The following is a 21,712-nucleotide window of genomic DNA, read 5'->3' on the forward strand; positions in this document are numbered from 1 at the left end:
CCTCCCTCGCGTGCCCGCGATTGTCAGTGGGGGCCGGTAACCTTCAAAGCTGTCTCCCCGCTGTCGCCGACCCTTCGCCGGAGGTCTTCCACCGTGACCGCCTCGTCCAAGCCGCCCTTCACGCACCTGCACGTCCACACGCAGTACTCCCTGCTGGACGGCGCGGCGCGGCTCAAGGACATGTTCAATGCCTGCAATGAGATGGGCATGACGCATATTGCCATGAGCGACCATGGCAACCTGCACGGTGCGTACGACTTCTTCCACCAGGCCAAGAAGGCGAACGTCACGCCGATCATCGGCATCGAGGCGTATGTCGCCCCCGAGTCCCGGCGCAACAAGCGGCGCATCCAGTGGGGCCAGCCGCACCAGAAGCGCGACGACGTGTCCGGTTCGGGTGGTTATACCCACAAGACGATCTGGGCGGCGAACAAGACCGGTCTGCACAACCTCTTCCGGCTGTCCTCCGACGCCTATGCCGAGGGCTGGCTGACCAAGTGGCCCCGCATGGACAAGGAGACCATCTCCCAGTGGTCCGAGGGCCTGATCGCCTCCACCGGCTGCCCCTCGGGCGAGGTGCAGACCCGGCTGCGCCTCGGCCAGTTCGACGAGGCCATGCAGGCCGCCAGCGACTACAAGGACATCTTCGGCGAGGGCCGGTATTTCCTGGAGCTGATGGACCACGGCATCGAGATCGAGCGCCGGGTCCGCGACGGCCTGCTGGAGATCGGCAAGAAGGTCGGCATCCCCCCGCTGGTCACCAATGACTCGCACTACACCTACGCCCACGAGGCGACCGCGCACGACGCGCTGCTGTGCATCCAGACCGGCAAGAACCTCTCGGACCCGGACCGCTTCCGCTTCGACGGCACCGGCTATTACCTGAAGTCGACGGACGAGATGTACGCCATCGACTCCTCCGACGCCTGGCAGGAGGGGTGCGCCAACACCCTCCTGGTCGCCCAGCAGGTCGACACCACCGGCTGGTTCGAGAAGCGCGACCTGATGCCGAAGTTCGACGTCCCCGAGGGCCACACCGAGACCAGCTGGTTCCGCGAGGAGACCATGCGCGGCATGGCCCGCCGCTACCCCGGCGGCATCCCGGAGGACCGGCTCAAGCAGGTCGAGTACGAGATGGACATCATCATCTCGATGGGCTTCCCGGCCTACTTCCTCGTGGTCGCCGACTTCATCATGTGGGCCAAGAACAACGGCATCGCCGTCGGCCCCGGCCGAGGCTCCGCGGCCGGCTCGATCGTCGCCTACGCCATGGGCATCACCGACCTCGACCCCATCGAGCACGGCCTGATCTTCGAGCGGTTCCTCAACCCCGAGCGCATCTCCATGCCCGATGTCGACATCGACTTCGACGAGCGCAGGCGCGCCGAGGTGATCCGCTATGTGACCGAGAAGTACGGCGCCGACAAGGTCGCCATGATCGGCACCTACGGCACCATCAAGGCCAAGAACGCCATCAAGGACTCCGCCCGCGTCCTCGGCTATCCGTACGCGATGGGCGACCGCCTCACCAAGGCCATGCCCGCCGACGTCCTCGGCAAGGGCATCCCGCTCTCCGGCATCCTCGACCCCTCCCACCCCCGCTACAGCGAGGCCGGCGAGATCCGCGGGATGTACGAGAACGAGCCCGACGTGAAGAAGGTGATCGACACCGCCCGCGGCGTCGAGGGCCTCGTCCGGCAGATGGGCGTGCACGCCGCCGGCGTGATCATGTCCAGCGAGACGATCACCGACCACGTCCCGGTCTGGGTCCGGGCCTCCGACGGCGTCACCATCACCCAGTGGGACTACCCGAGCTGTGAGTCGCTCGGCCTGCTGAAGATGGACTTCCTGGGCCTGCGCAACCTCACCATCATGGACGACGCCGTCAAGATGGTGAAGGCGAACAAGGGCGTCGAGCTGGACCTCCTGAAGATCCCGCTGGACGACCCCACCACGTACGAACTGCTCTGCCGCGGTGACACCCTCGGCGTCTTCCAGTTCGACGGCGGCCCCATGCGCTCGCTGCTGCGCCTGATGAAGCCCGACAACTTCGAGGACATTTCCGCCGTCTCGGCCCTCTACCGGCCGGGCCCGATGGGCATGAACTCGCACACCAACTACGCCCTGCGCAAGAACGGCCAGCAGGAGATCACGCCGATCCACCCGGAGCTGGAGGAGCCCCTCAAGGAGGTCCTCGGCGTCACCTACGGCCTGATCGTCTACCAGGAGCAGGTCCAGAAGGCCGCCCAGATCATCGCCGGGTACTCCCTCGGCGAGGCCGACATCCTCCGCCGCGTCATGGGCAAGAAGAAGCCCGACGAGCTGGCGAAGAACTTCGTCTTCTTCAAGGACGGCGCGAAGAAGAAGGGCTTCTCCGACGAGGCCATCCAGGCGCTGTGGGACGTCCTGGTCCCCTTCGCCGGCTACGCCTTCAACAAGGCCCACTCCTCCGCGTACGGCCTGGTCACCTACTGGACCGCCTACCTCAAGGCCAATTACCCGGCCGAGTACATGTCCGCGCTGCTCACCTCCGTGCGCGACGACAAGGACAAGTCGGCGATCTATCTGAACGAGTGCCGGCGCATGGGCATCAAGGTGCTCCCGCCGAACGTCAACGAATCCGAGGCCAACTTCGCCGCCCAGGGCGACGACGTGATCCTCTTCGGCCTCACCGCCGTCCGCAACGTCGGACAGAACGTGGTCGACTCGATCATCCGCTGCCGCAAGTCCAAGGGGAAGTACAGCTCCTTCCCCGACTTCCTCGACAAGGTCGAGGCCGTCGTCTGCAACAAGCGCACCGTCGAATCGCTGATCAAGGCCGGCGCCTTCGACGAGATGGGCCACACCCGCAAGGGCCTCACCGCGCACTACGAACCGATGATCGACAACGTGGTGCAGGTCAAGCGCAAGGAGGCCGAGGGACAGTTCGACCTCTTCGGCGGCATGGGCGACGAGACCGCCGACGACGGCCCCGGCTTCGGGCTCGACGTGGAGTTCTCCGACGTCGAGTGGGAGAAGGCCTACCTCCTCGCGCAGGAGCGCGAGATGCTCGGTCTCTATGTCTCCGACCACCCGCTCTTCGGCATCGAGCACGTCCTCAACGACAAGGCCGACGCCGCGATCTCCCAGCTCACCGGCGGCGAGCACGCCGACGGCGCGATCGTGACCATCGGCGGCATCATCTCCGGCCTCCAGCGCAAGATGACCAAGCAGGGCAACGCCTGGGCCATCGCCACTGTCGAGGACCTCGCCGGCTCCATCGACTGCATGTTCTTCCCCGCCACCTACCAGCTGGTCTCCACCCAGCTCGTCGAGGACGCCGTCGTCTTCGTCAAGGGGCGGCTCGACAAGCGCGAGGACATCCCGCGCCTGGTCGCCATGGAGCTGATGGTCCCCGACCTCTCCAACGCCGGCACCAACGCCCCCGTGATCATCACCATCCCCACCGTGAAGGTCACCCCGCCCATGGTGGAGAAGCTCGGCCAGGTGCTCACCCACCACCGGGGCTCCACCGAGGTCCGCATCAAGCTCCAGGGGCCGCGCAAGACCACCGTGCTGCGCCTGGACCGCCACCGGGTCACCCCCGACCCGGCCCTCTTCGGCGACCTCAAGGTACTCCTCGGCCCCTCCTGCCTGGCGGGCTGACCCGCCCGGCACCATCGGCGTCACGCGCGTGGGGCGCGCCCGATCCACCGGGCGCGCCCCACGCGCGCATCAAGGCGCCGGTCGGCGGCGGACAGTTGGCCGCCCGCGGACCGGCGCCGCGCCTCAGTTGTGGCCGAAACGCTTCTGGCGGCCCTTGCGCGCCATGTCCCCCGGGGTCACCTGGGACTGCCGCTGCTCGGTCCGGTCCTCCATGGAAGAGCTCTTCGCCTGCTGTGCGCCGCGCTCGGCCGCACTGGTCTTGGGCTCCCGGTTCTGCTTCTTGTTCTTGGCCATGCTGGTGTGCCTCCAGTCGGGGTGACCCCCTGCCGAACACCCTGGCACGGCCCGGCGAAGCGTGCATTTCGGGTAATTACCGTGCGTGATAGGTGCACTTATCGCCGTGAGCCCGTATCCGCCACGCCGATGATCCAGTTCGGACTGATAACCCCCGCACGGTCGGGCAGACTCCAAGGAAAGCCAAGGAAAACCAGGGCACGACCGTGCCGGGGGGCGACCGCACTTCTGGACTGACAGAAAGAGGGTGGAACGTGGACCGCTGCGTCGTCCTGGTGGACGCCGGCTATCTGCTGGGCGCCGCCGCGAGCCTGCTGGCCGGGGAGCCCGCCCGGTCCCGCATCACCGTGGACCACGCGACCCTCATCCAGGGGCTGCGCGAACGCGCCGAGGCCGAGACCGAACAGCCCCTGCTGCGGATCTACTGGTTCGACGGCGCCCCCGACCGGGTGCCCCAGCCCGAACACCGCCGGCTGCGCGTCATGCCCCGGGTCACCGTCCGGCTCGGCGCCCTGACCCGCAGCGACGGCCGCTGGGCCCAGAAGGGCGTCGACGCCGCCATGCACGCCGAGCTCACCGAGCTCGCCCGCAACCGCGCCTGTTCGGACATCGTCCTCGTCACCGGCGACGGCGACCTCCTGCCCGGCCTGATGTCCGCCAAGGAACACGGCGTCGCCGTCCACCTGTGGGCCGTGCAGGCCGCCGACGGCGACTACAACCAGTCCGAGGACCTCGTCGCCGAGGCCGACGAGCGCCGCGTCCTGGACCGCACCTGGATCACCCGCGCCGTCCGCGCCAAGGAACTCACCGGCATCTGCGCCCCGTCACCCGCGCCCCGCCCCGAGATCGCCGCGATCCTCTCCGCCCCGCTCCCGGAGACCGCCGCGGCAGCGGCGGCCGCCGCCGCGAGCCGCGCCGCCGACGCCCGCCCGCCCGAGCGCAACGGCAACGGGCCCATCACACCCGCCGCCTGCCCCGACGGCGAGCGCGACCAGGACACCGCCGACACGCCCACCACCCGGGGCGTCCCCACCCCCAAGGACCTCGCGGTCCTCGGCCGCGGCCCCGCCGCCCAGCAGCCCACCGCCGCCCAGGCGGGACAGGCCGGGCAGACCGGCGCGGGCCAGAGCTCCTCCGGCCTCGCCCCCAACGCCACCCTGCGCTGGTCCTCCGACAAGGGCTGGGTCGAGCGCGGCACCGGCACGGGCCTCGGCGAACCCCCCGAAACGGCCTCCCTGCCGATGCTCGCCCAGCTCACCAGCGCGGAACAGCGCTGGGCCGACCGCGAGGAGGACATCACCACGGTCGGCGGCGACCCCTTCGAGGTCGGCCAGGTCTTCGCCCGCCGCTGGACCGAGCGCCTCACCGACTCCATCCACCTCCAGACCCTGTCGACGGAGTACCCCCGCATCCCGCACCGCATCGACGGCGAGCTGCTGCGGTACGCCGCCCGCTTCGGGCTCCTCGCCCACAAGGACGACCAGATCGACGAACACGACCGCTATGCGATCCGCGCCGGGTTCTGGCGCGAGATCGACGCGCGGACGGCCGCGGAACACGCGCCGGTGGGCGACTGAATCAAGCCCGTCCGGCGATCGAGGACAAGGGGTGGGCACGGTTCCGGGCGATGTTCCACGCCATGGCCCGCCCCGGAGCGAGGCCGCACGGCCGAAGCGCGTACCCTCGTAGCTCGTGAGGACGGGCGCGAAACAGGCGGAACGGGGCTCCCCCCGGGGGACGGACGACACGGTGTGCACCGTGCGCGGTCTGGTCAAGACCTACCCCGCCGCGCGCGGCCGCCGCGGCACGCCCGGCACGTCCGCCGTCCGGGCCAGCGACGGCATCGACCTCGACGTCCGGCGCGGCGAGATCTTCGGGCTGCTCGGCCCCAACGGCGCCGGCAAGTCCACGCTCGTACGCCAGCTCACCGGCCTGCTCCGCCCCGACGAGGGCAGCGTCGACCTGCTCGGCCACGACCTCGTACGCCACCCCGAGCGCGCCTCCCGGCTCCTCGGTTACCTCGGCCAGGAATCGACCGCGCTCGACGAGCTGACCGTCTCCCTCGCCGCCGAGACCACCGGGCGCCTGCGCGGCCTGGACCTGCGCACCGCCCGCGCCGAGCGCGACGCCGTCATCGACGAACTCGGCCTCGCCGCGATCGCCGGCCGGCCCCTGCGCAAGCTCTCCGGCGGGCAGCGCCGGCTGGCCTGCTTCGCCGCCACGCTCGTCGGCGACCGGCCCGTGCTCGTCCTGGACGAGCCGACCACCGGCATGGACCCCGTCGCCCGCCGCGCCGTCTGGGCCGCCGTCGACCGCCGGCGCGCCGAGCGCGGCGTGACGGTCGTACTGGTCACCCACAACGTCATCGAGGCCGAGACCGTCCTCGACCGGGTCGCGGTCCTCGAACGCGGCCGGATCATCGCCTGCGACACCCCCGCCGGGCTCAAGGAGCTCGTCGGCGACGAGGTGCGCGTCGAGCTGGTCTGGCGCGACGAGCCGCCCCTGCACGTCCCCGAGGTCGCCGCGCTGCGCTCGACGGCCCACGCCTCCGGCCGCCGCTGGTCGCTGCGGCTGGGCCCGGCCGAGGCGCGCGCCGCCGTCGCCGCCGTGACCGGCGGGCCCGCCTTCGCCGCACTGGACGACTTCACCCTCGCCACGCCGAGCCTGGAGGACGTCTATCTGGCGCTGGGCGGCCGCGCGCAGGGACTGGTGAAGGGGTGAGCGCCCGCACCGCCCGTACCGCCGGGCGACAGTCCGTACCGAAGAGGAGCATCGCGGCGTGACTGCTGTATCCGCAGAAGCGGCACCCGGGCAGACCAGGACCGAGGGCGTGGTGCGCCCCCGGTCCGACGGCGCCGCCCCGCTCGCGCCCAGGGCACGGCTGCTGCCGGCGCTGGCCGCCGTGTACCGGGCCCAGCTCTCGCGGGCCAGGGTCGCGCGGATACCGCTGCTGTTCGTCGCGACCTTCCAGTCCGTCGGCATCATGATCCTCATGCGCGGGGTCGTGGACGGCGGCGACGAGGCGCGGGCCGTGGTGGCCGGCTCCAGCGTGCTGGTCGTGGCGTTCGTCGCGCTGAACCTCCTCGCCCAGTACTTCGGACAGCTGCGCGCGAGCGGCGGCCTGGACCACTACGCGACGCTGCCGGTGCCGCCCGCGGCCGTGGTGCTGGGCGCGGCGGGCGCGTACGCCTCCTTCACCGTGCCCGGCACCGCCGTCACGGCGGTCGTGGGCAGCGTGCTGTTCGACCTGCCGATGGCGCACCTGTGGGTGCTGGCCGCGGTGATCCCGCTGGCCGGCGCCGCCCTCGCCGGGCTCGGCGCGGCCCTCGGGCTGCTCGCGCCCCGGCAGGAACTGGCGACGCTGTGCGGCCAACTGGGCATGTCGGCGGCGCTGCTGCTCGGCGTGCTGCCGGCCGCGCACATGCCCGCCCCGATCGCCTACGCACGTGATCTGCTGCCCTCCACCTACGGCGTGGAGGCCCTCGCGCGCAGCTTCGACGCGCGGCCGGACTGGCTGATGGTGGCGGCCGACCTGGGGGTGTGCGCGGGCGTCGGTGTGGTGTCACTGGCCGTCGCCACCTGGGCCTACCGGCGGGCGGCCGTGCGGTGACGCGCCGCACCGGCCGTCCTGCCGCCGATGCCACGCCGTCCACCTGGCACGATGGCGGGGTGACCGCATCGCTGACACCGCACGACGAGACCCCGTCCGAGCCGCACGGCGACCCCGACGGGCACGCCGCCGAGCGGAACGAGGAGCTGCGCGCCGAGCTGCGGCAGGCAGCGGTCGTCGCCGGGGCGGTCGCGGTGTCCGGGGTGCTGCTGGGACTGCTGTGGCTGTGGCTGGCGCCGCACGTCCCGCTGATCTCGGACGGCAAGGCCGTCTACCTCAAGAACACCGAGGGCGAGCAGGCGATCGGCGCGGACGGCACGTTCGCGCTGCTGGCGCTGGCCTTCGGCGCGGTGAGCGCCGCCGTGGTCTTCTGCTTCCGCCGCCGGGGCGGCATCCCGCTGGTCGGCGGGCTCGCCGCCGGCTCCCTGCTCGCCTCGGTCATCGGCTGGCGGCTCGGCGTCTGGCTCGGCCCGGACTCCGACGTCGTCGCGGCCGCCAAGGCCGTCGGCAAGGGAGTCGTCTTCGACGCGCCCCTGAAGCTGGCGGCCAAGGGCGTCCTGCTGGCCTGGCCGCTGGCGGCCATGGCCGTCCACCTCGTCCTCACCGCCGCCTTCGGCCCCCGCGACCCGGAGCCCGAACCGCACTGGCCCGGGCCCGGGACTCCGCCGCGGCCCTGACCGCTAGGCCGGCCGCCTGCCGTGGTTGGCCTTGTTCTTCTTCAGGCGCCAGCGGCGCTTGCGGGTGCGCTTCGACATGGGCGTCCCTCCCTGCGGGCGCCGGACGGCGACCCGTACCCCTGGTCGTAGCGGAGGCTTCCGCAAGAGTCCAGAGGTCCGGACGGGCGCTCAGGCGCGGGCGATGGGCGCGACGACCGCCCCCGTGAGGGCGGCGAGGTCGGTGGGGGAGAGCTCGACCTCCAGGCCGCGGCGGCCCGCTGAGACACAGATGGTCGGGTGGGAGCCCGCCGAGGCGTCCAGCGCGGTGGGCAGCCGCTTGCGCTGCCCCAGCGGCGAGATGCCGCCCCGCACATAGCCCGTCGCCCGCTCGGCGGCCGCCGGGTCGGCCATCGCCGCCCGCTTCCCGCCGACCGCCGCCGCGAGGGCCTTGAGGTCGAGGGAGCCGGAGACGGGCACGACGGCCACGGTCAGCGCGCCGTCCACCTCCGCCACCAGCGTCTTGAAGACCTGCCCAGGGTCGAGGCCCAGCGCCCGCGCGGCCTCCTCGCCGTAGGAGGCGACGGCCGGGTCGTGCTCGTAGGCGTGCGTGGCGAAGACCGTGCCCGCCCGCTCCAGGGCGACGATCGCCGGGGTGGCACCGGACTGCTGCTTCCTGGACTTCTTCACCGCGGGCCGCCTCCGCCGGGGCTCAGTTGGGGCTGGTCGGCCGCCGGATGAGGTCGGTGGCCGGCAGCGACGGGAGCTTACCGATCACCGCGGTCTCCGCGCGCAGCAATTTCAGCTCCTCCGCCAGCCGGCTCGCCGTGTCCGGCGCCTGGAGCAGCCGCTGCTTGGCCGGGGTGTCCAGCATCGCCGCGGCCGCGACCAGGTACGACAGCACGGACGGCTCCCCGGGCAGGTCCGTCTGCCCGGCCAGCGACCGCTCCGTCGCCCCGGCCAGCCGCTTCTGATACGCGCGGAACGCCCGTACGACCCCGGAGGCCAGCGCGCCCGCCTCGTCGCCCTGCCGCTCCTCGACGGTCTCCACCTCACCCGTCAGATACGGCCCCGAGGTGTCGAGCGACAGCAGCCGGAAGCGGGTGGTGCCGGTGGCGAGGACCTCGTACGTGCCGTTCTCGCGCTCGCGGATGGTGGCGGCGTCGGCGGTGCAGCCGACGGTGTAGAACGCCTTCATCGGATCGGCGCCGAAGCCGGACGCCGGGCCGGGCTCCGGACGGGCGCCCTCGGGCAGGCCGGGCGCGGTGGGCGCGACCTCGTGGCCGTCGCGGATCGCGACGACGCCGAAGCGGCGGGGCTCCTCCTCGGGCAGCGCGGCGAGGTCGCGCATCAGCGCGCGGTACCGCTGCTCGAAGACGTTCAGGGGCAGGACGAGGCCCGGGAACAGCACGGAGTTCAGCGGGAAGAGGGGGAGTCGGGCGGTGGTCACAGTCGGTAAGCGTAATGGCCTGGGCGGCCGGCAGGTTCGGTCAGGGGCGCCTGACGGCGCTGTCCCCAAGCGCCGGACGGGCTTGGTGGGGCGGGCGTTGGTTTTGCGGCTCGGCTTCGGGTGTCCTCAAGCGCCGGACGGGCTGACGGGGTTGGCCAAGCGCCGGACCGGCTCGATGTGACCGGCGTCGCGCTACTGCCGCCGCAGCAGTCGGGACGCCCCCGCCGCCACCGTCGTCGCCAGTACCCAGCCCAGCAGGATCAGGGCCGTCACCACCCACTGGGCGGCGCCCGTGGGGCGCCAGGACGTGCCCTGGCCCAGGTCGATGACCGGGACCAGCAGATCCAGGGCGTACAGCTCGGGGCTCCACTCCGGGCCCTCGCCCTGCTTCAGGGGCGGCACCGGGTGGTAGGTGAAGTACACCGTCGCGGCCGCCCACAGGACCGCCATCCACACCGCCGCCCGGCCCGGGCGGTAGCCGTAGGCCACCGTCCAGTCCTGGAGGTAGCCCCACGCCTTGCCGGCCAGCGGCAGCGTCTCGCGGCGGCGCCGCTGCTTGGCGAGCAGCACCCGCCGAGCGTCGGCGTCCTCGCCGCAGTCGCGCAGGGCACCGGCCAGCCGCTCGTACGGCTCCGGGGCGTACTCCGGGGTCGCGGCGGCCACCCACTCCAGCCGCAGGGCCAGCGGGAAGTGGCCGAGCGGTATGAGGTTCTCGTAGAAGAAGCCGGCCATGACCAGGCCGCCCGGTCCCGGCCAGCTCTCCGCCCGGTCGACCAGATTGACCACCCGCGCCCCCGACAGCACGACCCGCCCCCGGGCCAGCCACTCCCCGAGGAACCGCAGCTCGGGCGTCTGGACGCGGCGCAGCGACAGCTCCTGCTCCGCCTCCATCGCGAACCGCGCCTGGCTGAGGTCCACCGCGTCGCCGAACCGCCCGTCGTCCAGCCGCACCCCGCCCTGGCACTGGAAGTGCTGCACGCGGGTGCCGCGCTCGGGGGTGTTGGTGATGCCGTACGGGGGAGTGGTGCCCCCGGCGAAGGCGGCGCCGCTGATCCAGGCGGCCGTCATATAGAGGGTGCGCTCCACGGTCAGCTGCGGTGCGTTGAGGGCCCGCCGCCCGTAGGGGTTGCTGAGCGTGGAGCCGCGCAGGCTGAGCGAGACCCCTATCTGCGCGCCACGCATGCTCACCTCGCCGTACGAGCGCATCATCTCGGCCTGGAGGTCCTGCCCGACCGTCATCCCGTCGGCGGCGATCGACATCCCGCGCCGGTCCCGGCGCACCACCACCTGGTTGAGCAGCAGGTCCGTGCCTATCTGCGCGTCGGTGAGCCGGATGCCGTTCTGCACGACGCACCGCGGCAGGTGCAGATCGCCCTCCGTGCGCAGCCGCGCTGCCTCCAGCCGGGGGATGACGCAGCCGATCAGGCGCAGGGTGGTGAAGTGGCTCTCCGGCAGCAGCAGCTGGTGGTCGAAGCGGCAGTTGTGCATCTCGACATACGGGACGACCGTCCCGCCGGACAGATCGAGCGTGCCGGTGATCCGTACGCCGTTGAGCTTGAGCGCGGAGACCCGGCCGGGCAGCGCGGGCGGCCCGTCGAGCAGCAGCAGGGCGACGATCCGGGCCCGCACGCTGCGCTCGGGGCCCCAGGGGTGCGGGCCGCCGGGGTCGTTCCGATCGGGGAGCGGGGTGCGCAGATCATGGGTGCTGCCGGTGCGGAACGCGCGCCACATCCCCCACTCGGAGGTGGTGAGGTCCAGTCCGGCGGGCGGCTCCCCGTCGTGCGGTTCGGTCACGGACCGTACCCCCTCCCGCCACGCATACCACTCGCTACCGTTGCCATTCCCCCTGTGTGACCGGTCGAACACTGATAGTGAGAGTTTCGTATTACTTCTCGACGCGTATCACTGAGTGGTACAGGAAGCCGTGGGGCGGGACGGGTCTGAGACAATTGACCCTGTGATCTCCCGAATCGATCTGCGCGGTGCCGCCTCGGGCGTCGACCGCGACCTGCTGCCCCGAGCCGAACTCGACGTCGAGGCCGCCCTGGAAAAGGTGCGGCCCATCTGCGAGGACGTGCATCATCGTGGCACCGCGGCCCTGATCGACTACGCGGAACGGTTCGACGGCGTCACGATCGACCGGGTGCGGGTCGCGCCCGAGGTGATCACCGACGCCCTGGAGCGGCTGGATCCGGCCGTGCGCGCCGCGCTGGAGGAGTCCATCCGCCGCGCCCGCCTCGTCCACCGCGAACAGCGCCGCACCGACAAGACCGTCAAGGTCGTGCCCGGCGGCACGGTCACCGAGCGCTGGGTGCCGGTCGAGCGCGTCGGGCTGTACGTCCCGGGCGGCCGCTCGGTCTACCCCTCGTCCGTGATCATGAACGTGGTGCCCGCGCAGGAGGCGGGCGTGGAATCCATGGCCGTCGCCTCCCCGCCCCAGGCCGACTTCGACGGCCTGCCCCACCCCACGATCCTGGCGGCCTGCGCGCTGCTCGGCATCGACGAGGTCTACGCGGCGGGCGGCGCCCAGGCCATCGCCATGTTCGCCTACGGCACCGAGGACTGCCGCCCGGTCAACATGGTCACCGGCCCCGGCAACATCTGGGTCGCCGCCGCCAAGCGGCTCCTCAAGGGCCGCATCGGCATCGACGCCGAGGCCGGCCCCACCGAGATCGCCATCCTCGCGGACCGCACCGCCGACCCGGTGCACGTCGCCGCCGACCTCATCAGCCAGGCCGAGCACGACCCGCTGGCCGCCGCCGTGCTCGTCACCGACTGCGAGGAACTGGCCAAGGCCGTCGAGAAGGAGCTGGAGACCCAGGTCGCCGCCACCAAGCACATCGAGGACCGGATCGTCCCCGCCCTCGCGGGCCGCCAGTCCGGCATCGTGCTCGTCGACGACATCGAGCACGGACTCGCCGTCGTGGACGCCTACGGCGCCGAGCACCTGGAGATCCAGACCGAGAACGCCGCCGAGGTCGCCGCCCGCGTCCGCAACGCCGGGGCGATCTTCGTCGGCCCGTACGCGCCGGTCTCCCTCGGCGACTACTGCGCCGGCTCCAACCACGTCCTGCCCACCGGCGGCTGCGCCTGCCACTCCTCCGGCCTGTCCGTGCAGTCCTTCCTGCGCGGCATCCACGTCGTGGACTACACCCGCGACGCCCTCGCCGAGGTCACCCACCACGTGGTCACCCTCGCCGAGGCCGAGGACCTGCCCGCGCATGGCGCCGCGCTCAAGGCGAGGTTCGACTGGAAGGTCCCGAAGTAAGTGACCGGCATCGACGACCTGCCCATCCGGGACGAACTGCGCGGCAAGTCCCCCTACGGGGCGCCGCAGCTCGACGTGCCCGTACGGCTGAACACCAACGAGAACCCCTACCCGCTGCCCGAGGCCCTCGTCGCCCGGATCGCCGAGCGCGTCACCGAGGCCGCCCGGCACCTCAACCGCTACCCCGACCGGGACGCGGTCGAGCTCCGCACCGAGCTGGCCGCGTACCTCTCCCGCACCGCGGGCCACGACGTCACCATGGCCCAGGTGTGGGCGGCCAACGGCTCCAACGAGGTCATCCAGCAGCTGCTGCAGACCTTCGGCGGCCCCGGCCGCACCGCGATCGGCTTCGAGCCCTCGTACTCGATGCACGCCCTGATCTCCCGCGGCACCGGCACCGGCTGGCTCTCCGGCCCGCGCCGTGACGACTTCACCATCGACGTCGACGCGGCCGTCACCGCCATCGGCGAGCACCGGCCCGACGTGGTCTTCATCTGCTCCCCGAACAACCCCACCGGCACCGCCGTCGGGGCCGACACCGTCCTGCGGCTGTACGAGGCGGCGCAGGCGGCCAAGGCGGGCACCGCCGGCGCGCTGGTGGTCCTCGACGAGGCGTACGGCGAATTCAGCCACCACCCCTCGCTGCTGCCGCTCATCGAGGGCCGGCCCAACCTCGTCGTCTCCCGCACCATGTCCAAGGCGTTCGGCGCGGCCGGACTCCGGCTGGGCTACCTGGCCGCGCACCCCGCGGTCGTCGACGCCGTCCAGCTCGTCCGCCTGCCCTACCACCTGTCGTCCGTCACCCAGGCCACCGCGCTCGCGGCCCTGGAGCACACGGATACGCTGCTCACCTACGTCGAGCAGCTCAAGGCCGAGCGCGACCGCATCGTCGCCGAACTGCGCGCGATGGGCCTCGACGTGACGGAGTCCGACGCCAACTTCGTACAGTTCGGACGCTTCGAGGACAGCCACTCCGCGTGGCAGGCGATCCTCGACCGGGGCGTCCTGGTCCGGGACAACGGCGTACCGGGCTGGCTGCGGGTCACCGCGGGCACCCCGGCGGAGAACGACGCGTTCCTCGACGCGGTGCGCGCATTGACCAAGGAGATCAACCCATGAACCACCGCGTGGGCCGCGTAGAGCGCACCACCAAGGAGACGTCCGTCCTCGTCGAGATCGATCTCGACGGCACCGGACAGGTCGACGTGTCGACCGGCGTCGGCTTCTACGACCACATGCTCGACCAGCTCGGCCGCCACGGTCTCTTCGACCTCACCGTCAAGACCGACGGCGACCTGCACATCGACACCCACCACACCATCGAGGACACCGCCCTCGCGCTCGGCGCCGCCTTCCGGCAGGCCCTCGGCGACAAGGTGGGCATCTACCGCTTCGGCAACTGCACGGTCCCCCTGGACGAATCCCTCGCCCAGGTCACCGTCGACCTCTCCGGCCGCCCCTACCTCGTGCACACCGAGCCCGAGAACATGGCGCCCATGATCGGCACTTACGACACCACGATGACCCGGCACATCCTGGAGTCGTTCGTCGCGCAGGCGCAGATCGCCCTGCACGTCCACGTCCCCTACGGGCGCAACGCCCACCACATCGTCGAGTGCCAGTTCAAGGCCCTCGCCCGTGCGCTGCGCTACGCGTCCGAGCGTGACCCGCGCGCCGCCGGAATCCTTCCCTCCACGAAGGGCGCCCTGTGAACGGCCTCTCCACCACCCTCATCGTCGTCGGCCTCTTCCTGGTCGGCGGCATCATCTCCTTCGCCAAGCAGGGCATGCCCAAGAGCCTCATCGTGCTGCTCGGCATAGGCGCCGCCATGTGCCTGGGCGCCGGCGTCCTGCGCGTCGAGGGGCTGTGGGCATGAGCGAGCGCAAGAAGGTCGTCGTCTTCGACTACGGCTTCGGCAACGTCCGCTCCGCCGAGCGGGCCCTGGCCCACGTCGGCGCGGACGTCGAGATCACCCGCGACTACGACAAGGCCATGACCGCCGACGGACTGCTCGTCCCCGGCGTCGGCGCGTTCGAGGCGTGCATGAAGGGCCTGCGCGACGCCCGCGGCGACTGGATCATCGGCCGCCGCCTCTCCGGCGGCCGCCCGGTGATGGGCATCTGCGTCGGCATGCAGATCCTCTTCGAGCGCGGCATCGAGCACGGCGTCGAGACCGAGGGCCTCGACGAGTGGCCGGGCACGGTCGAGCCGCTCAAGGCCCCCGTCGTCCCCCACATGGGCTGGAACACCGTCGCCCCCGCCGAGAACTCCCGGCTCTTCGCCGGCCTCGACGCCGACACCCGCTACTACTTCGTGCACTCCTACGCCGTGCGCGAGTGGGGCTTCGAGATCACCGCCGACCACATCCGGCCGCCCCAGGTCACCTGGGCCACGCACGGCGAGCCGTTCATCGCCGCCGTCGAGAACGGGCCGCTCAGCGCCACCCAGTTCCACCCCGAGAAGTCCGGCGACGCCGGCGCCGTCCTGCTCCGCAACTGGCTCGACACCCTGTGACCGGCCGCGGTGCCGTCCCCGCTCCGCCGGGGCACGGCACCCGGCCGGCCCGTACCCACACCGTAAGGTCCCTCTCATGACTCACCGCCTTGAACTCCTCCCCGCCGTGGACGTCCGTGACGGGCAGGCCGTGCGACTGGTCCATGGCGAGTCCGGTTCGGAGACGTCCTACGGCGACCCGATGGCCGCCGCCCAGACGTGGCAGCGCGCGGGCGCCGAGTGGCTGCACCTGGTGGACCTCGACGCGGCCTTCGGCACCGGCGACAACCGGGCGCAGATCGCCGAGGTCGCCCGCTCCATGGACATCAAGGTCGAGCTCTCCGGCGGCATCCGCGACGACGACTCGCTCGCCGCCGCCCTCGCCACCGGCTGCACCCGCGTCAACCTCGGCACCGCCGCCCTGGAGACCCCCGAATGGGTCGCCAAGGTCATCGCCCGGCACGGCGACCGCATCGCCGTCGGCCTCGACGTCCGCGGTACCACCCTGCGCGGCCGCGGCTGGACCCGCGACGGCGGCGACCTCTACGAGACCCTCGCCCGCCTCGACGCCGAGGGCTGCGCCCGCTACGTCGTCACCGACATCGCCAAGGACGGCACCCTCGAAGGCCCCAACCTGGAGCTGCTGAGGAACGTCTGCGCCGTCACCGACAGGCCGGTCGTCGCCTCCGGCGGGGTCTCCTCCCTTGACGATCTGCGGGCGATCGCGACCCTGGTACCGGAGGGCGTCGAAGGCGCCATCGTGGGCAAGGCCCTCTACGCCAAGGCGTTCACCTTGGAAGAGGCCCTGGAGGCTGTTTCCGTATGACCGAAGCCGTGCAGCGGATGCAGAGCGACAGTTCCTGGGAAGAGACCCTCGGCTCCGCGCGTGCCGTCGCGGCGGGGGACCGGGTGCTGGTGGCCGGAACCCTGCCGTTCAACGGCTCCGTGCTGCACGGCGAGGGCGACCCCTACGAACAGGCCAGGGCCGCCTTCGGCAACGCCCTCGCCGAGCTGGACCGGTTCGGCCTCGGGGTCGACGCCGTCATCCGCACCCGGATTTACCTGACCCACGCGCGCGATGTGGAAGCGGTCGCCCGCGCCCACAAGGAGCTCTTCGACGCCGTACGGCCCGTGGCGACCCTGGCCGTCGTCTCCGGCTTCGTCGACTCCCGCGTGCTGGTCGAAGTAGAAGTAGAAGCTTACCGAGGAGCGACGAACACATGACCCTGGCGGTCCGAGTCATCCCCTGCCTGGACGTGGACAACGGCCGGGTCGTCAAGGGCGTCAACTTCCAGAACCTCCGCGACGCGGGCGACCCCGTCGAGATGGCCAAGATCTACGGCCAGGAGGGCGCCGACGAGCTGACGTTCCTCGACATCACCGCCTCCTCCGGCAACCGCGAGACCACCTACGACGTGGTGCGCCGCACCGCCGAACAGGTCTTCATCCCGCTGACCGTGGGCGGCGGCGTCCGCACCGCCGGCGACGTCGACAAGCTGCTGCGCGCCGGCGCCGACAAGGTCGGCGTCAACACCGCGGCCATCGAGCGGCCCGAGCTGATCCAGGAGATCGCGGAGCGCTTCGGCCGCCAGGTGCTGGTGCTGTCCGTGGACGCCCGGCGGACCGAGGCCGGCACCTTCGAGGTCACCACGCACGGCGGGCGGCGCGGCACGGGCATCGACGCGGTGGAGTGGGCGCACCGCGCGGCCGAGCTGGGCGCGGGGGAGATCCTGCTGAACTCCATGGACGCCGACGGCACGAAGGACGGCTACGACACGGAGATGATCGAGGCCGTGCGCAAGCACGTGTCCGTACCGGTCATCGCCAGCGGCGGCGCGGGCCGGCTGGAGCACTTCGCCCCGGCGGTGGCTGCGGGCGCGGACGCCGTGCTGGCGGCGTCGGTCTTCCACTTCGGTGATCTGCGGATCGCGGAGGTCAAGGAAGCGCTGCGCGGAGCGGGTCACCCGGTCCGCTGAGCGAGCCGGATCAGCCCGGCCGCCGGCATGTGAGCCGAAGAGGGGCTGTCCGGTCACGGGAAGGGGCGGGCCAGGGAGAAGAACCCCCGACACCCGCCCTAGTCCCGGAGCAGCAGGACAACCACCCCGGCCGCCAGCGCCAGCGCCACCGCGCCCACCCCGTAGGACAGCCGGTGCACCCGCAGCCCCGGCAGGAAACGGTCGGCCGCGTAGCGCCCCGGCCCGGTCAGGGCGAGACTCGCCGCCGCGACGGCGACCAAAAGGGTGAATTCGACGCCCTTGGGGAGGAAGAATCCACCGTCCCACGTCAGGTTGAGCGCGTTGATCATCGTGCCCAGCACCGCGGCGGCCGCGAGCGGCGTGAGCAGCCCGAGGGCGAGCCCCGCACCGCCCAGGCCCTCGCTGAGCCCGGCGATGACGGCCATGGTCCTGGGCACCGGGTACCCGGAGTCGGCGAAGCCCTTGGCGGTCCCGTCGATCCCGGGCCCGCCGAACCACCCGAAGAGCTTCTGCGTGCCGTGCCCCACCATGATGATGCCGAGCATCAGCCGCAGCAGCAGGAGTCCCAGGGAGAGACCTGTCGGCGACGCCGCGTGCGCGGACGAGGGCGGCGGCACGTTCTGAAGGTTTCTGCTGCGGAACGCCACGATGGGTGCCTTCTTCCTTGTCGGTGTCCGACCCCCCCGCGGCCCTTTCGAGGCCCTCAGATTCCCAGTGTGGCCCCGCCCAGCTTCGCGATCGCGTTGTCGTCGCCGTCCAGCTCCACCCGCGCCGCGCCCTGACGGCCGAACGCGAACAGCGTCAGCTCGCCCGGCTCACCGGTGACCGTGACCACCGGCGCCCCGCGGTGCGCCACCGCCGTCCGCCCGTCGGGGCGGCGCAGCACCACACCCACCGGCGACCGGCGGCCCAGCAGCCGGGCCGCCCGCTCCAGCCGCGCCCACAGGGCGTCCGAGAAGACCGGGTCCAGCTCGCGGGGTGTCCAGTCCGGCTGGGCGCGGCGGACGTCCTCGGTGTGCACGAAGAACTCCACCGTGTTGGCGGCCTCGTCCACCTGCTTGAGTGCGTACGGCGACAGGCGCGGCGGGCCGGTGCGGATGAGCTGGAGCAGCTCCTCGTACGGCTTCGCGGCGAACTCGGCCTGCACCCGCTCCAGCCGGGACGCGAGCACCTTGATCACGAGTCCGGCGGCGGCGTCGCTCCGCCGCTCGCGCACTACGACATGCGCGGCCAGGTCACGGGCGCGCCAGCCGTCGCAGAGCGTCGGGGCGTTCGGGCCCACCGTCTCCAACAGGTCGGCGAGGAGCAGGCGTTCGCGCTGCGCGTGGGTCGACATGGGCGCCACCCTACGACCCGTGCGCCGTCCGTGCCACGGCGCCGCGCCCCGGAGCCGCCCCCTACCCCGGCAGCGCCTCGGTCAGCTTCGCGCCACCGGGCGAGGTGCTCCGCGTGATCGTGCAGGTGACCTGGTTCTGACCGCGGTCGTAGGTCGACTTGGCCGGATACAGGGTGTACGAGTAATACGTGCGGCCGTCGGTTATGGAGCTCACGCGCTTCTGCGCCTTCTTCTCGCACAGGTCCTTGGCCTTGGCCTGGATCGCCAGCTCCGTCTCGTACGTGCCCGTCAGGGTCTCGTTGGCTATCACCTCGCCGTCGTGGCTGCCGTCGCACGACCGCTTGGTCACCCGGGTCACACCACTGCTCAGATGCGGGTGGTCGAAGCACTCGCCGGGCTTGAGCACCACATACGGCACCCGGGAGACCGACGGCGAGGAGGCGTCCGAGGACGGCGACGGGTTGAAGCCCGACGGCTCGTCACCGGGCGCGGCGGGATCCGCGGACGGGGCGGTGGACGGCGCGGTGGGGCTCGCCGAGGGCTTCGGCTTCGCGGACACCTTCTTGTCCCCGCCACCGGCGGTCAGGATGATGCCGCCCACCACGAGACCCGCCACCAGGACGACGGCCACCACGATCGCGGCGACCTTCGCGCCATTGCCGCCCGACGGCGGCGGAGGCATCGGCGGCGCGAACTGCTGCCCGTACGGCTGCTGACCGTAAGGCCGGCCGGGCTGACCGGGCTGGCCGAAACCCTGCTGCTGCCCGTAACCCTGCTGCCCATAGCCCTGCGGGCCGTTCGGCTGGCTGTTCGGCTGCCCATAGGACTGCCCGTACGGCTGGGCGGGTGGCTGGCCGGGCGGGCCGTAGCTCTGCGGCGGACCGAACCCACCGCTGTCACCAGGAGGTTGCGGGGAGTGCGGCGGAGGCGGAGACGTCATGGTCGAAGCATGCCGTACGCCACTGACAATCCGACCGGCGGGCCCCGCTCACGAGATCGGCACCCGGACACCCCGCCCGTAGCGGCACAATGGACCCCATGACCGGCACCACCAGCCCCAGCGCCCCCCTCCCCGGCCCCGGCCTCGACCCCGCCATCGCCGCCCGCCTCAAGCGCGACGCCGACGGCCTGGTCCCCGCCATCGCCCAGCAGTACGACACCGGCGAGGTGCTCATGCTCGGCTGGATGGACGACGAGGCGCTGCGCCGCACCCTCACCACCGGCCGCTGCACCTACTGGAGCCGAAGCCGCCAGGAGTACTGGGTCAAGGGCGACACTTCCGGCCACGCCCAGCACGTGAAGTCCGTGGCCCTGGACTGCGACGGGGACACCCTCCTCGTCAAGGTCGACCAGGTCGGCGCCGCCTGCCACACCGGCGACCGCACGTGCTTCGATGCCGACGTCCTCCCGCTGGGCAAGTAGCATCCGCTGCCATGGCTGCCACGACCCCGGTTGAGACCACCCCCGACGCCGAAACGTTCCGCACGCTCGCGAAGGACCGCCGGGTCATCCCGGTCACCCGCCGGTTCCTGGCCGACGGCGACACGCCCGTCGGCCTCTACCGCAAGCTCGCCGCCGAACGGCCCGGCACCTTCCTGCTGGAGTCCGCCGAGAACGGCCGCACCTGGTCCCGCTACTCCTTCATCGGCGTCCGCAGCGCCGCCACCCTCACCGTCCGCGACGGGCGGACGCACTGGCTGGGCACCCCGCCCGTCGGCGTCCCCACCGACGGCGACCCGCTGGAGGCCCTGCGCGCCACCGTGGCGGCCCTGCACACCCCCCGCGACCTCATGGAGGGCACCGGACTGCCGCCCTTCACCGGCGGCATGGTGGGCTACCTCGGCTACGACATCGTGCGCCGCCTGGAGAAGATCGGCGAACACGGCGCCGACACCCTCGGCCTGCCCGAGCTGACCATGCTGCTCACCTCGGACCTCGCCGTCCTCGACCACTGGAACGGCACCGTCCTGCTGATCGCCAACGCGATCAACCACAACGACCTCGCCACCGGCGTCGACGAGGCCTACGCCGACGCCGTCGCCCGCCTCGACGCCATGGCCGCCGACCTGCGCCGGCCCGCGCCCACCGACCCCACCACGCTGCCGCCCTCGGAGCTGCCGGAGTACACCGCCCGCTGGGGCGGCCCCGACTACATGACGGCCGTCGAGGACATCAAGGAGCGCATCCGCGCGGGCGAGGCCTTCCAGGTCGTGCCCTCCCAGCGCTTCGAGACCCCCTGCGCCGCCTCCGCGCTCGACGTCTACCGCGTCCTGCGGGCCACCAACCCCAGCCCGTACATGTACCTGCTGCGCTTCGACGGCTTCGACGTCGTCGGCTCCAGCCCCGAGGCGCTGGTCAAGGTCGAGGACGGGCACGCCATGGTGCACCCCATCGCCGGCACCCGCCCGCGCGGCGCCACCCCGCAGGCCGACGCCGCCCTCGCCGACGAGCTCATGGCCGACCCCAAGGAACGCGCCGAGCACCTCATGCTCGTCGACCTCGGCCGCAACGACCTCGGCCGCGTCTGCGAACCCGGCAGCGTCGAGGTCGTCGACTTCATGTCGATCGAGCGCTACAGCCACGTCATGCACATCGTCTCCACCGTCACCGGCCGCCTCGCCTCCGGGCGCACCGCCTTCGACGTCCTCACCGCCTGCTTCCCCGCCGGCACCCTCTCCGGCGCGCCCAAGCCCCGCGCCATGCAGATCATCGAGGAGCTCGAGCCCGCCCGCCGCGGCCTGTACGGCGGCTGCGTCGGCTACCTCGACTTCGCCGGGGACTCCGACACCGCCATCGCCATCCGCACCGCCGTGCTGCGCGACGGCACCGCCTACGTCCAGGCCGGCGCCGGCGTCGTCGCCGACTCCGACCCGGCGGCCGAGGACGCCGAGTGCCGCAACAAGGCCGCCGCCGTGCTGCGCGCCGTGCACTCCGCCAACCGGCTCCCGCACCGCGCGTGACCCCCGGCCGGACCCCGGGCACCCCTC

23 protein-coding genes are annotated in these 21,712 nt (G+C 72.1%); 15 read left to right on the top strand and 8 right to left on the bottom strand.

What is annotated here, in order from left to right; translation table 11 throughout:
- Positions 1 to 93: 93 nt before the first annotated feature.
- Positions 94 to 3,645: a DNA polymerase III subunit alpha gene (gene dnaE / locus ACZ303_RS00805; RefSeq protein WP_467333628.1), complete on the top strand. Its 3,552-nt coding sequence runs from the start codon at positions 94 to 96 to the stop codon at positions 3,643 to 3,645.
- Positions 3,646 to 3,768: 123 nt separating this feature from the next.
- On the opposite strand, the gene ACZ303_RS00810 is transcribed toward dnaE, so the two are convergent.
- The gene (locus ACZ303_RS00810; protein ID WP_467333630.1) at positions 3,769 to 3,939 is read right to left on the bottom strand and encodes a hypothetical protein; all 171 of its coding nucleotides are present in this window, start codon (positions 3,937 to 3,939) and stop codon (positions 3,769 to 3,771) included.
- A gap of 254 nt (positions 3,940 to 4,193) precedes the next feature.
- On the opposite strand from ACZ303_RS00810, the gene ACZ303_RS00815 reads away from it, so the two are divergent.
- The 4 genes from ACZ303_RS00815 to ACZ303_RS00830 all read left to right on the top strand — a co-directional run bounded on the left by ACZ303_RS00815 (position 4,194) and on the right by ACZ303_RS00830 (position 8,226).
- Positions 4,194 to 5,516: an NYN domain-containing protein gene (locus ACZ303_RS00815; RefSeq protein ID WP_467333632.1), complete on the top strand. Its 1,323-nt coding sequence runs from the start codon at positions 4,194 to 4,196 to the stop codon at positions 5,514 to 5,516.
- A gap of 172 nt (positions 5,517 to 5,688) precedes the next feature.
- The gene (locus ACZ303_RS00820) at positions 5,689 to 6,660 is read left to right on the top strand and encodes an ABC transporter ATP-binding protein (protein ID WP_467334588.1); all 972 of its coding nucleotides are present in this window, start codon (positions 5,689 to 5,691) and stop codon (positions 6,658 to 6,660) included.
- A gap of 58 nt (positions 6,661 to 6,718) precedes the next feature.
- Positions 6,719 to 7,549, top strand: a complete 831-nt coding sequence (locus ACZ303_RS00825; protein ID WP_467333634.1) for an ABC transporter permease — start codon at positions 6,719 to 6,721, stop codon at positions 7,547 to 7,549.
- 59 nt (positions 7,550 to 7,608) lie between these two features.
- On the top strand, positions 7,609 to 8,226 hold the full coding sequence (locus ACZ303_RS00830; protein ID WP_467333636.1) for an ABC transporter permease: 618 nt from the start codon (positions 7,609 to 7,611) through the stop codon (positions 8,224 to 8,226).
- Between the two features lie 3 nt (positions 8,227 to 8,229).
- Here the strand turns inward: ACZ303_RS00830 and ACZ303_RS00835 are convergent, their stop codons facing one another.
- From ACZ303_RS00835 to ACZ303_RS00850, 4 genes are all read right to left on the bottom strand, one after another.
- Positions 8,230 to 8,304 carry a 50S ribosomal protein bL37 gene (locus ACZ303_RS00835; protein WP_374223834.1) on the bottom strand — a complete coding sequence of 25 codons (75 nt, stop codon included), beginning with the start codon at positions 8,302 to 8,304 and terminating at the stop codon, positions 8,230 to 8,232.
- 90 nt (positions 8,305 to 8,394) lie between these two features.
- The gene (ybaK, locus tag ACZ303_RS00840; RefSeq protein ID WP_467333638.1) at positions 8,395 to 8,892 is read right to left on the bottom strand and encodes a Cys-tRNA(Pro) deacylase; all 498 of its coding nucleotides are present in this window, start codon (positions 8,890 to 8,892) and stop codon (positions 8,395 to 8,397) included.
- A gap of 22 nt (positions 8,893 to 8,914) precedes the next feature.
- The gene (locus tag ACZ303_RS00845; RefSeq protein WP_467333640.1) at positions 8,915 to 9,652 is read right to left on the bottom strand and encodes an LON peptidase substrate-binding domain-containing protein; all 738 of its coding nucleotides are present in this window, start codon (positions 9,650 to 9,652) and stop codon (positions 8,915 to 8,917) included.
- Between the two features lie 192 nt (positions 9,653 to 9,844).
- On the bottom strand, positions 9,845 to 11,446 hold the full coding sequence (locus ACZ303_RS00850) for an oxidoreductase (RefSeq protein ID WP_467333642.1): 1,602 nt from the start codon (positions 11,444 to 11,446) through the stop codon (positions 9,845 to 9,847).
- A 163-nt stretch (positions 11,447 to 11,609) separates the two neighbouring features.
- Between ACZ303_RS00850 and hisD the strand changes: the two genes are divergently transcribed.
- From hisD to hisF, 8 genes are all read left to right on the top strand, one after another.
- Positions 11,610 to 12,920, top strand: a complete 1,311-nt coding sequence (gene hisD, locus ACZ303_RS00855; protein ID WP_467333643.1) for a histidinol dehydrogenase — start codon at positions 11,610 to 11,612, stop codon at positions 12,918 to 12,920.
- Positions 12,921 to 14,039 (top strand): histidinol-phosphate transaminase, encoded by a 1,119-nt coding sequence (locus ACZ303_RS00860; RefSeq protein WP_467333645.1) that lies wholly within the window; start codon positions 12,921 to 12,923, stop codon positions 14,037 to 14,039.
- Positions 14,036 to 14,632, top strand: a complete 597-nt coding sequence (gene hisB / locus ACZ303_RS00865) for an imidazoleglycerol-phosphate dehydratase HisB (protein WP_467333647.1) — start codon at positions 14,036 to 14,038, stop codon at positions 14,630 to 14,632. Before ACZ303_RS00860 ends, hisB begins: the two co-directional genes overlap by 4 nt.
- On the top strand, positions 14,629 to 14,796 hold the full coding sequence (locus tag ACZ303_RS00870) for a hypothetical protein (RefSeq protein ID WP_467333649.1): 168 nt from the start codon (positions 14,629 to 14,631) through the stop codon (positions 14,794 to 14,796). The genes hisB and ACZ303_RS00870 overlap by 4 nt, the downstream gene beginning before the upstream one ends.
- Positions 14,793 to 15,434 carry an imidazole glycerol phosphate synthase subunit HisH gene (gene hisH / locus ACZ303_RS00875; protein ID WP_467333651.1) on the top strand — a complete coding sequence of 214 codons (642 nt, stop codon included), beginning with the start codon at positions 14,793 to 14,795 and terminating at the stop codon, positions 15,432 to 15,434. Before ACZ303_RS00870 ends, hisH begins: the two co-directional genes overlap by 4 nt.
- A 76-nt stretch (positions 15,435 to 15,510) precedes the next feature.
- Positions 15,511 to 16,239, top strand: coding sequence for a bifunctional 1-(5-phosphoribosyl)-5-((5-phosphoribosylamino)methylideneamino)imidazole-4-carboxamide isomerase/phosphoribosylanthranilate isomerase PriA (priA, locus tag ACZ303_RS00880; protein ID WP_467333653.1), 729 nt, complete (start codon positions 15,511 to 15,513; stop codon positions 16,237 to 16,239).
- Positions 16,236 to 16,637, top strand: a complete 402-nt coding sequence (locus tag ACZ303_RS00885; protein ID WP_467333655.1) for a Rid family hydrolase — start codon at positions 16,236 to 16,238, stop codon at positions 16,635 to 16,637. Before priA ends, ACZ303_RS00885 begins: the two co-directional genes overlap by 4 nt.
- Positions 16,634 to 17,389, top strand: coding sequence for an imidazole glycerol phosphate synthase subunit HisF (hisF, locus tag ACZ303_RS00890; RefSeq protein ID WP_467333657.1), 756 nt, complete (start codon positions 16,634 to 16,636; stop codon positions 17,387 to 17,389). The genes ACZ303_RS00885 and hisF overlap by 4 nt, the downstream gene beginning before the upstream one ends.
- A gap of 98 nt (positions 17,390 to 17,487) precedes the next feature.
- Here the strand turns inward: hisF and ACZ303_RS00895 are convergent, their stop codons facing one another.
- The 3 genes from ACZ303_RS00895 to ACZ303_RS00905 form a co-directional block, all read right to left on the bottom strand.
- Positions 17,488 to 18,036 (bottom strand): DoxX family protein, encoded by a 549-nt coding sequence (locus tag ACZ303_RS00895; RefSeq protein WP_467333659.1) that lies wholly within the window; start codon positions 18,034 to 18,036, stop codon positions 17,488 to 17,490.
- Positions 18,037 to 18,092: 56 nt separating this feature from the next.
- Complete coding sequence (locus ACZ303_RS00900; protein ID WP_467333661.1) at positions 18,093 to 18,725, bottom strand: TIGR03085 family metal-binding protein; 633 nt, start codon at positions 18,723 to 18,725, stop codon at positions 18,093 to 18,095.
- A 61-nt stretch (positions 18,726 to 18,786) separates the two neighbouring features.
- Positions 18,787 to 19,665 (bottom strand): hypothetical protein, encoded by an 879-nt coding sequence (locus ACZ303_RS00905; protein WP_467333663.1) that lies wholly within the window; start codon positions 19,663 to 19,665, stop codon positions 18,787 to 18,789.
- A gap of 98 nt (positions 19,666 to 19,763) precedes the next feature.
- Between ACZ303_RS00905 and hisI the strand changes: the two genes are divergently transcribed.
- Positions 19,764 to 20,147, top strand: a complete 384-nt coding sequence (hisI, locus tag ACZ303_RS00910; protein ID WP_467333665.1) for a phosphoribosyl-AMP cyclohydrolase — start codon at positions 19,764 to 19,766, stop codon at positions 20,145 to 20,147.
- An 11-nt stretch (positions 20,148 to 20,158) separates the two neighbouring features.
- The gene (locus tag ACZ303_RS00915) at positions 20,159 to 21,685 is read left to right on the top strand and encodes an anthranilate synthase component I (RefSeq protein ID WP_467333666.1); all 1,527 of its coding nucleotides are present in this window, start codon (positions 20,159 to 20,161) and stop codon (positions 21,683 to 21,685) included.
- Positions 21,686 to 21,712 lie beyond the last annotated feature (27 nt).

The sequence above is a fragment of the Streptomyces sp. NPDC023527 genome, from assembly GCF_055560115.1.